Source organism: Antribacter soli, assembly GCF_021568775.1.
Taxonomy (GTDB): domain Bacteria; phylum Actinomycetota; class Actinomycetes; order Actinomycetales; family Cellulomonadaceae; genus Antribacter; species Antribacter soli.
On record NZ_JAKGSG010000012.1, the window covers coordinates 50,699 to 60,654 of the forward strand.

General features: G+C 73.4%; 7 protein-coding genes. 1 reads left to right on the top strand and 6 read right to left on the bottom strand.

What is annotated here, in order from left to right; all coding sequences use genetic code 11:
- Positions 1–47: 47 nt before the first annotated feature.
- Positions 48–647, bottom strand: a complete 600-nt coding sequence (locus tag L1785_RS03740) for a biotin transporter BioY (RefSeq protein ID WP_236087792.1) — start codon at positions 645–647, stop codon at positions 48–50.
- Positions 648–806: 159 nt separating this feature from the next.
- Positions 807–1,571, bottom strand: coding sequence for a helix-turn-helix domain-containing protein (locus L1785_RS03745; RefSeq protein WP_236087793.1), 765 nt, complete (start codon positions 1,569–1,571; stop codon positions 807–809).
- A 53-nt stretch (positions 1,572–1,624) separates the two neighbouring features.
- Between L1785_RS03745 and L1785_RS03750 the strand changes: the two genes are divergently transcribed.
- Positions 1,625–5,089: a proline dehydrogenase family protein gene (locus tag L1785_RS03750; protein WP_236087794.1), complete on the top strand. Its 3,465-nt coding sequence runs from the start codon at positions 1,625–1,627 to the stop codon at positions 5,087–5,089.
- A gap of 171 nt (positions 5,090–5,260) precedes the next feature.
- Here L1785_RS03750 and L1785_RS03755 read toward each other — a convergent pair whose 3' ends face one another.
- Genes L1785_RS03755 through L1785_RS03770 form a run of 4 tightly spaced genes read right to left on the bottom strand, consistent with a single transcriptional unit; the run spans position 5,261 to position 9,832 of the window.
- Complete coding sequence (locus L1785_RS03755) at positions 5,261–6,271, bottom strand: LacI family DNA-binding transcriptional regulator (RefSeq protein ID WP_236087795.1); 1,011 nt, start codon at positions 6,269–6,271, stop codon at positions 5,261–5,263.
- The gene (locus tag L1785_RS03760; protein WP_236087796.1) at positions 6,268–7,812 is read right to left on the bottom strand and encodes a glycoside hydrolase family 1 protein; all 1,545 of its coding nucleotides are present in this window, start codon (positions 7,810–7,812) and stop codon (positions 6,268–6,270) included. Before L1785_RS03760 ends, L1785_RS03755 begins: the two co-directional genes overlap by 4 nt.
- Positions 7,813–7,814: 2 nt before the next feature.
- Positions 7,815–8,735 carry a carbohydrate ABC transporter permease gene (locus tag L1785_RS03765; RefSeq protein ID WP_236087797.1) on the bottom strand — a complete coding sequence of 307 codons (921 nt, stop codon included), beginning with the start codon at positions 8,733–8,735 and terminating at the stop codon, positions 7,815–7,817.
- The gene (locus L1785_RS03770; RefSeq protein ID WP_236087798.1) at positions 8,732–9,832 is read right to left on the bottom strand and encodes a carbohydrate ABC transporter permease; all 1,101 of its coding nucleotides are present in this window, start codon (positions 9,830–9,832) and stop codon (positions 8,732–8,734) included. The genes L1785_RS03765 and L1785_RS03770 overlap by 4 nt, the downstream gene beginning before the upstream one ends.
- Positions 9,833–9,956: the final 124 nt, after the last annotated feature.

Below are 9,956 nucleotides of genomic sequence, written 5' to 3' on the forward strand. Positions count from 1 at the left end.
AGTGGCCCTGCCGCGCGGCAGGGCCACCTGAGCCGATCAGCAGCCGGTCAGCGCTCCGCGAGCCGCCAGGCCGAGGGCAGCAGGGCGCCCGCCAGGACGGCCTTGATCGCGTCGCCGACGAGGAACGTGCCGGCGCCTGCCCACAGCGCCGCGGTCGGCGCCATGCCGGTCGAGAGCGCGAGCCACGGCACGCCGATCGCGTAGATGACCGCGGTGCCCGCGGCGAAGGCGAGCACGGTGCCCAGCACGCCACGGTCCAGGCCGCGCCGCGCGAGCGCCCCGACGACGAAGCCGGCCACGATGAATCCGACGAGGTAGCCACCCGTCGCGCCGAACACGGTCTCGACGCCGGACGCGCCGCCCGTGAAGACCGGCAGCCCGACCATGCCGAACGCCACGTACAGCGCCTGGGAGAGGGAGCCGCGGACCGGGCCGAGCGCGGCGGCGCCGAGGAGCACCGCGAACGTCTGGCCCGTGATCGGCACGGGCAGGCCCGGCACGGGGATCCGGATCTGGGCGGCGAGGGCGGTCAGGGCGGCCACGCCGAGGACCAGCGCGACGTCGCGCACGAGCGCGCCGGGCAGGAGGTCGGCGAGGACGCGGCGCGGGTTGGCGCGCGGCACGAGGGGGAACGCGAGGGTTGTCATGCCGACGACGCTAGCGGCGGGAGGCGAGCCGCGTCGTCGTTCGCCCCGCCCTGTGTTGCGCGGGGTTCGTTGTGCGGTTCCCGCAACGGAGGGGGGCTGCGGCCCTGCGGGACTGCCTGAGATTGTCGAGGTCCGACAATCGGGCCGCGCCACACGTGGTCAGCGAACCGCCCGGCGGCGGAACGACGACGGCGTCTCCCCGGTGAGCCGCGCGAAGGTGCGCGTGAACGACGGCTGGTCGTAGAAGCCCGCCACGACGGCGATCTGGGCGAGCGGCGTGGCGGTCGACGTGAGCAGGTGCGCGGCGAGGTCGACCCGGGTCCGCAGCACGAGCTGGCGCGGCGACAGCCCGAAGACACGGCGCACCCGCCGGTCCAGGGCGGCCGGCGAGCAGCCCGCGACCTCGGCCATCTCCGCGACCGTGAGGGTCTCCCCGGGGCGGGTGTCGAGGTTGTGCTCCACCCAGCCGCGCAGCCGGGCCATGGCGTCCATGGTCGCGTCGTCGGCGTCGTCCTCCCGCAGGTCCTGGGAGACGGACACGATCCCGACCACGGCGCCGTCGTCGTGCACCGGGAGCTTGGACGTGAGGAACCAGCCGGGCGTGCCGCCGACACGGCGGATCAGCTCGAGCTCGCCGCGCAGAGCCCGCCCCGTGCGCAGTACCTCGGCGTCCTGCGCCTCGTACCGTTCGGCGAGCTCCGGGACGAACAGGTCGGGCGCGCGACGCCCGACCACCTGGCGCCGGGAGCGCTCGCTGGTGCGCCGGACGAAGACCTGGTTGACGAGGACATACCGCCCACCTGCGTCCTTCGCGCAGAACATGACGTCCGACAGCTCGTCCATGAGCGCCACCATCGCGGGGCTGAGCGCGGCCAGGAGGGTCTGGGCCTCGGGCCACGCCGCGTTGTCGGGAACGGCTGTCATCGCGTGCCCGATCGTACAAGACGGGCTCCGGCGGGCGGGTGCAGAGTGGAGGAATGAGCACCACCGTCCCGGCCCACCCCGCCGACCACGACCACGCGCCCGCCCCCGAGCTGCACGCCGTCACCGCCCAGGACCTGGCCGACGACGCCGTCGCCCTCGCCCGCCGCTGGATCGACGCCACTGCTGCCGGCGACGGTGCCGCCGCCGGCGCGACCGACCGTGCCACGGCCCGCGCCCGTGCGACCGCGGAGCGCCTCGGCGCCCTCGTCTCCGACCCGGCGGGCCTGGAGCTGGCCGTCGGCTTCGTCGACGACGTCGCACGACCGCAGGACTCCCGCGTCGCAGCCAAAGCTCTCGCCCGCCTGGGCCGGGACGCCGGGGCCGCCTCGTTCCTCGGCCCGGTCGACCGCACGCTGTTCCGCGCGGGCGCGCTGACTGCCCGGGCGCTGCCGGGCCTCGTCGTCCCGGCCGCCCGCGCCCGCCTCAAGCAGCTCGTCGGCCACCTCGTCGCCGACGCCGGAGCCGGCCTCGGCACGCACCTCGCCCGCACCCGGGCAGAGGGCTACGCGCTCAACGTGAACCTGCTCGGCGAGGCGGTCCTCGGCGAGGACGAGGCGCGCGCCCGGCTGAAGCGCACGATCGCGCTGGTGCGGCGGCCCGACGTCGACTACGTGTCGGTCAAGGTGTCGTCGGTCGCCGCGCAGCTCGTCACCTGGGACCTGGAGGGATCGCGCGACCGCGTCGTCGAGCGGCTCCTGCCGCTGTACCGGGCGGCTCAGGAGCACGGGGTGTTCCTCAACCTCGACATGGAGGAGTACCGCGACCTCGCCCTGACGACGGCGGTCTTCACCGAGATCCTGGCCCGCGACGAGTTCCGCGACCTCGAAACGGGCATCGTCCTGCAGGCCTATCTCCCCGACGCGCTCGGCGCGCTGGACGGGCTCACGGCGTTCGCCACGGAGCGTGTCGCGGCGGGCGGTGCCCGCATCAAGGTCCGCCTCGTCAAGGGCGCGAACCTCGCGATGGAGCAGGTCGAGGCCGAGCTGCACGACTGGCCGCAGGCGCCGTACCCCACCAAGCCGGACGTGGACGCCAACTACGTGCGGCTCCTCGACCGCGCCCTGCGCCCGGAGCGCACGCAGGCGGTCCGCATCGGGGCCGCCTCCCACAACCTGTTCCACGTGGCGCTCGCCGTCCTGCTGGGCCGCGCCCGCGGCGTCGCCGAGGCGCTCGACGTCGAGATGCTGCAGGGCATGGCGCCCGCGGAGGCGCGTGCCGTGCGGGACGAGGTGGCCCGCGACGGTGGCCGGGTCGTGCTCTACACGCCGGTCGTGCGCGACGAGGACTTCGACGTCGCCATCTCCTACCTGGTGCGCCGCCTCGAGGAGAACGCGGCGGAGCAGAACTTCCTGCACGCGATGTTCGCGCCCTCGGAGGGCGGCACCGGCGCGATGGACCGGCAGGAGGCCGCCTTCCGTGCGTCGGTCACCCTCGGCGTGGACTACGGGCCAGACGACGTCGCCCCGCGACGACGGCCCCGCGACGACGTCCACGACGCCGCAGCGGCGCGGGACGCGTTCCGCAACGCCGTCGACACCGACCCCGCCGTGGCCGAGCACCGGGCCTGGGCGCAGCAGGTGGTGAGCGCGCGGTCGGGCTTCGTCCCGGCGATCGCGTCGCCCCTGGCGACCACGGCCGAGGTGGACGACGTCGTCGCGCGCGCCGCCCGGGCGGCCGCCGCCTGGGCCCGGATCACCCCGCGCGACCGGGGGCGCGTGCTGCGCGCAGCCGCGACGCACCTGGCGGCCGCCCGCACGGACCTCGTCGCCACGATGGTGCACGAGGCCGGCAAGACCGTCGCCGAGGCCGACCCCGAGGTGAGCGAGGCCGTCGACTTCGCCGCGTACTACGCGGCGCAGGCCGAGCTGCTCGCCGCCGTCCCGGGCGCCGACTTCCGCCCCGACGGCGTCACCCTCGTGACCCCGCCGTGGAACTTTCCCGTCGCGATCCCCGTCGGCGGCGTCCTCGCGGCGCTCGCGGCCGGGTCGGCAGTCGTCGCGAAGCCCGCGCCGCCCACGCCGCGCTGCCTGGAGGTCGCCACGGAGGCGGTGCACGCGGCGCTGGACGAGGTCGCGCCCGAGATCGGGCTGGACCCCGCCGTCGCACGGGACGTCGTGCAGTTCGTCCGGGTGCCCGACGGAGACCTCGGCCGTCACCTCGTCACCCACCCCGGCGTGGCGCGCGTCGTGCTGACCGGCTCGATCGAGACCGCCGAGATGTTCGCGTCGTGGCGGCCCGGGCTGGCGGTGCTCGCCGAGACGTCGGGCAAGAACGCGATCGTCGTGACGCCGTCTGCCGACCTGGACCTGGCGGTCGCCGACGTCGTGCGCTCCGCGTTCGGCCACGCGGGGCAGAAGTGCTCCGCCGCGTCCCTCGTGATCCTCGTGGGCTCCGTGGGCGACCCGGCCACGGTGACCGGCGAGCGGTTCCGGCGCCAGCTCGTCGACTCGGTGCGCTCGCTCGCCGTCGGCCCGGGGACGTCGCTGTCCACCGTCATGGGGCCGCTCACCGAACCCGCTCAGGGCAAGCTGCTGCGCGCGCTGACGACGCTCGAGCCGGGGGAGTCCTGGCTCGTGCGGCCGAGAAGGCTGGGCGGCGCCCCTCTGGAGTCTGGCCGCCTGTGGACCCCCGGCGTGCGCGACGGCGTCCGGCCCGGCTCGTTCTTCCACCTCACCGAGGCGTTCGGGCCGGTGCTCGGCATCATGTCCGCGCCGACGCTCGACGACGCGATCGCACTGCAGAACGCCGTCGCGTTCGGCCTGACGGGCGGCCTGCACTCGCTCGACGCGGAGGAGATCGCCTGGTGGCTCGACCGGGTCGAGGTCGGCAACGCGTACGTGAACCGGCACATCACCGGCGCGATCGTGCAGCGGCAGCCGTTCGGCGGCTGGAAGGCGTCCGTCGTCGGCCCGGGAGCCAAGGCCGGCGGACCCAACTACGTGGCCCAGCTCGGTGCGTGGGCCGACGCCGCCGACGTGCCCTCGCGCGAGGAGGACCCCGAGGGCTGGCTGGCCTGGGCTCTGGCCGACGACGACCGCTGGTGGCTGCAGGAGTTCTCGGCGGATCACGACCCGACCGGCCTGCGCGTCGAGGCGAACGTGTTCCGGTACCGGCCGGTGCCGTCGCTCGTGGTCCGGGTCGGCGAGGGCGCGCTCCCGGTCGAGGTGACGCGGGTGCTCGCAGCGGCGGAGCGGGCCGGGGTGCCGGCGACCGTCGTCGGCGAGGACGTCACGCACGACGACTTCGCCGAGGTCGTGGCCGACGGGCGGTGGACGGGGCGCGTGCGCGTCGTCGGCGAGGCGCCGGGGCTGCGCGAGGCCGCGGCGTCGCGGCTCGGGACGGTCACGGTGCTCGACGGGCCCGTGCTGGCGAGCGGCCGGCGCGAGCTGCTGACGGTGCTGCGCGAGCAGGCGGTGAGCCGGACGCTGCACCGGTACGGCCACGTGCACGCGAGGTAGCTGTCGGGACGGAGAACGGGGCGCGGAGGTCGTCGCGCCAGGCGACCATCCGGCCGCTCGTTCCTCGCGGCCTCCCGCCAGGCCCATCCAGCCTGGCGCGACGACCTCCGCGCCCCGTTCTCCTCCGGCGGGTTCTCCGCCGACGTTCTACCCAGGCACGTTCACGCCGGGCTACACCGACGCGCCCTCGACCAGCACCGGTGCGAGCACCCGGGCCCTCGGGACCGGGGCACCGGCGAGCAGGTCGAGCAGCGTCCCCGTGGCCGCCTCCACCATCTCCACGACGGGGTTCTGCACGGTCGTGAGCCGGGGTCGGAGCGCCTCGGCGATCCCGAGGTTGTCGAAGCCGACGACGGAGACGTCGTCGGGCACCCTCTTGCCGTGGGCGGCCAGCACGCGCAGCGTGCCCTGGGCCATGAGGTCGGACGCGACGAAGATCGCGTCGGTGTCGGGGTGCTCGGCGAGCAGCCGCTCGGTGGCGGCGGCCCCGCCGATGGTCGTGAAGTCGCCCTCGACGACGGCGTCGTCGGGCAGGCCGGCCTCGGCGAGGGCGGCGCGCCAGCCGGCGGCGCGGTCCACGGCTGCGGTCATGTCGAGCGGGCCCGTCACGGTGGCGATGTGGCGCCGCCCGGCCTGGATCAGGCGCTGGGTGGCGATGCGGCCGCCCTCGACGTTGTCGACGTCGACGTAGCACAGGTCGGCCTCGTCGGAGAACGGGCGCCCCACGAACACGACCGGGAGCGAGCCGCGCCCGAGCTCCGGCTCGAGCCGGTCGTCGCGGTGGTGCGACGCGACGATGACGCCGTCGACGTGGCCGCTGCGCAGGTAGCGCGCCATCTGGCCCGGGTGCTCGCCCGGGCGGGCGAGCAGCAGGACCAGCTGCAGCTCGGTGCCCAGGAGCCCGTCCGAGACCCCGCGCAGCGTGCCAGAGAGGAACGGGTCCGTGAGGATGCGGCCGTCCGGCTCGGGCACGACGAGCGCGATCGAGTCCGTGCGCCGCGTCACGAGCGAGCGCGCGGCCCGGTTCGGGGAGTACCCGAGCCGGGCCACGGCGTCGTCCACGGCGGCCTGCGCCTCGGGAGAGACGCGCAGACCGCCGTTGATGGCGCGCGACGCCGTCGACCGGGAGACCCCGGCCGCCTGGGCGACGTCGTCCAGCGTGGGAGGGATGGTGGATCTCATGGGGACACGTCCGCGGGATCAGCGTCCCCGCCGTCGTTCGTACGGCTGGGGACGGCGTTGGCGGTCGCAACCCGGCCGTACCAGCGGCCGGACGCCTTGACGGTGCGCTCCTGGGTCTCGTAGTCGACACGGACCAGGCCGAACCGCTTGCCGTAGCCCCAGGCCCACTCGTAGTTGTCGAGCAGGGACCAGCCGAAGTAGCCGCGCACGTCGGCGCCCTCGTCGATCGCGTCCTTCACGGCGCGAAGGTGCACGTCGATGAACTCGAGGCGGTCCTGGTCGTCCACGTAACCATTGTCGCCCTCGACGTCGTCATACGCGCAGCCGTTCTCGGTCACGTAGAGCGCGATGCCGCGCGGGCCCGTGTAGTCCTGGTGCAGGCGCAGCAGGAGCCGGGTGAGGCCCTCGGGCTGGATCTCCCAGTTCTGGTCCGTGACGGGCAGGCCGCGCGGGTGCGTGTACGCGCCGTCGCCGCCCGGGAACGGGGAGCTCGTGGGCCGCAGGACGGGTGCCCCGCCGTCGAGGCCCTGCGCCGGCGGCGGCACGGCCGCGACCGCGTTCCCGTGGTAATAGTTCACGCCCAGGGAGTCGATCGGCGTGGAGATGATCTCCAGGTCGCCGTCCTGGATGTGCTCCTCGAGGCCGTACTCGCGCACGTCGTCCAGCACGTCCTGCGGGTAGGCGCCGCGCAGGACCGGGTCCGCGAAGATGCGGGTGAACCCGCCGTCGAGGCGGCGGGCCGCGTCGACGTCCGCGGGGTTCTCCGGGTCCAGCGGGTCCTCGACCTCGAAGTTCAGCGAGATACCGAGGTTGGCCGTCGGAGCGAGCTCGCGCAGCGCCTGGACGGCGAGGCCATGGCCGAGCATGAGGTGGTGGGCGGCGGCGAGGCCGTCGGGACGCGACTGCCGGCCGGGTGCGTGCTGGCCGCCCGTGTAGCCGAGGAACGCGGCGCACCACGGCTCGTTGAGCGTGGTCCACACACCGACGCGGTCGCCCAGCGCTTCGTGCATCGTGACCGCGTAGTCGCCGAACCGGTACGCGGTGTCACGGACCGGCCAGCCGCCCGCGTCCTCCACGCCCTGGGGGAGATCCCAGTGGTACAGGGTCAGCCAGGGCAGGATGTCGGCGTCCAGCAGCTCGTCGACCAGGCGGTCGTAGTACGCGAGGCCCTGGGGGTTCACGGCGCGGCCCCCGGGCACGACCCGGGACCAGGAGGAGGAGAACCGGTACGCCTTGATGCCGAGCTGCTTCATGAGCGCGACGTCCTGCGGGTAGCGGTGGTACTGGTCGCAGGCGACCTCGCCGTCCTCCTGGTTGAGGACCGCGCCCGGGACCTTGGCGAACACGTCCCAGATGGAGTCCTCGCGGCCGTCCTCGTGCGCGGCGCCCTCTACCTGGTAGGCCGCCGTCGCGGCGCCCCAGAGGAAGCCGTCGGGGAACTCGACGCGGCCGCTGGCGTTCGCCGTCCGCTGGGTGCGGGGCGCCGAAGGGGTGTACGGCAGCGCGACACCGGGGGCAGGCACGTAGGTTCGGGTGTTCATGCTCATCCCTTGACGGCTCCCTGCATGATGCCGGCGACCAGCTGTCGGCCGACGAAGGCGAAGATGACGAGGAGTGGAAGCGTGACCAGGAACACGCCTCCCATGATCAACGAAAAGTCGTCGTGATACCCGGCCTGAAGGTTCTGCACCGCGATGGGCAGCGTCGGGTTCCGGGAACCGAGGACGATGGACGGCCAGAAAAAATTCGTCCACTGCTGCACAAACGTGAAAAGTCCGAGCATAGCCGCAGCGGGCCGCGCGGCCGGGAGCGCGATGCTCCAGAACGTGCGGATCATCGAGGCGCCGTCCACGCGCGCGGCCTCGATCAGCTCGTAGGGCAGGGCCTCCTCCAGGTACTGCGTCATCCAGAAGACGCCGAACGCGGAGACGAGGGACGGAACGATGACCGCCTGGATCTTGCCGATCCAGTCGAGCTCGCTCATGAGGATGTACAGCGGGATGATGCCGAGCTGGGTCGGGACGGCCATCGTCGCGATGACGAAGATCAGGAGCGGCCCGCGGCCCCGGAAGCTGAGCTTCGCGAACGAGAAGCCGGCCAGCGTCGAGAACAGGACGACGGCGAGCGACACCGTCACGGCGATGATCAGCGAGTTGGCGAGCGCGAGCCAGAAGTTGATCTGCGTGGACGCCATGATCTGGCCGAACCGCTCGACGATGCTGAGGTCGGGCACCAGCTGCGGCAGCGGCCGCTGCGAGATCGTCACCTGGTCGGACGAGCCCAGCAGCAGCGTGTAGTACAGCGGGAACGCAGAGATCACCAGGGCAAGGCCCAGCAGCGCGTACGTGACCCAACCGGGCCGGCGCACGGCGGCGCCCGCCCCGTGGTTCCTGGCTCGGCGGCGCGCTGCGGCCCTGGCCGCGCCCTGGCCCGCGGTCTGCGCGGTAACGGCGACGGAGCTCATGATTCCCTCCGGGCGGTGTTCGTGGTGGTCGCGGCGGGCTGCGGGGCGGGGCGGCCGGTTCCGGCTGCCTTCGCCTCGGCGAGGAGCCGCCTGGTCACCGCGCGCTTCACCTTCGGAGCACTTGGCCCGGAGGTGGAGATGCTGCGCGTGACCATGAAGTTGATCAGGCCGATGAGCACGATCAGGACGAAGAGCATCCAGGCGACGGCCGCAGCGCGACCGAAGTTGCGCTGGTTGCCCCACGCGACGTCGTACATGTAGAGCACGGTGGTCATCCACTGGCGGTCCGCGCCGCCGAGGCCGCCGGTGTCGAACAGGCGCACCTCGTCGAAGATCTGCAGGCCGCCGATGCTCGACGTGATGACGACGAAGATGATCGTCGCGCGGATCTGGGGGACCGTCACGGAGACGAACTGGCGCCAGCGGCCCGCGCCGTCGATGGTCGCGGCCTCGTAGAGCTCGCGCGGCACGGCCTGCATGGCCGCGAGGAAGATCAGGGCGTTGTAGCCGGTCCAGCGATAGTTGACCATCGAGGCGATCGCCACGTGGCTCGCGAACCGGTCGGAGTGCCAGGCGACCGGGTCGAGCCCAATGACGGTCAGGAGCCCGTTGATCAGGCCGGACTGGTCGGCGTAGAGGCGGCCGAAGATCAGCGAGACCGCGATCGGCGCCACCACGTAGGGGATCAGCACCCCCATGCGCCAGAACGTGGCGTTGCGCAGGTTCTGGTCGAGCAGCGCGGCGATCGTGATCGCGACGAACAGCTGCGGGATGGACGACAGCAGGAAGATCGAGAAGGTGTTGCCCAGCGACTTCCAGAAGTGGGGCTGGTCCAGCACGTCCAGGTAGTTCTGTGCCCCGACGAAGTCGCCCTGGCCCCCCAGGAGGTTCCACTCGTAGACCGAGACGACGGCGGTGTAGATCAGGGGGAAGAGGCCCGTCAGCGCGAAGAAGACGAAGAAGGGCGAGATGTAGAGGTAGGGCGAGATCTTGACGTCCCACCTGCTCAGCTTCTGCGAGAACCCGACCCTGCGCGGTGCGCGAGGTGCCGGGCCGCCGAGCCGTGGAGTGGGCTTCGCGGAGGTCGTGACGGCCATGTCGTCTTCCTGATTGAGCGCCCGAGCGCGCACGAATGGTGGACAGCGGGCCGGGGGGGGGGGGGGGCGCCCCCCCCCCCCCCGGGGGGGGGGCGCCCGGGGGGGGCCCCCCGCGGCGGGCCGC

Coding starts and splice junctions, on each gene's coding strand:
- L1785_RS03750 (WP_236087794.1), top strand. CDS start 1,625: ATGAGCACCACCGTCCCGGCCCACCCCGCCGACCACGACCACGCGCCC.
- L1785_RS03740 (WP_236087792.1), bottom strand. CDS start 647: ATGACAACCCTCGCGTTCCCCCTCGTGCCGCGCGCCAACCCGCGCCGC.
- L1785_RS03765 (WP_236087797.1), bottom strand. CDS start 8,735: ATGAGCTCCGTCGCCGTTACCGCGCAGACCGCGGGCCAGGGCGCGGCC.
- L1785_RS03770 (WP_236087798.1), bottom strand. CDS start 9,832: ATGGCCGTCACGACCTCCGCGAAGCCCACTCCACGGCTCGGCGGCCCG.
- L1785_RS03755 (WP_236087795.1), bottom strand. CDS start 6,271: ATGAGATCCACCATCCCTCCCACGCTGGACGACGTCGCCCAGGCGGCC.
- L1785_RS03760 (WP_236087796.1), bottom strand. CDS start 7,812: ATGAACACCCGAACCTACGTGCCTGCCCCCGGTGTCGCGCTGCCGTAC.
- L1785_RS03745 (WP_236087793.1), bottom strand. CDS start 1,571: ATGACAGCCGTTCCCGACAACGCGGCGTGGCCCGAGGCCCAGACCCTC.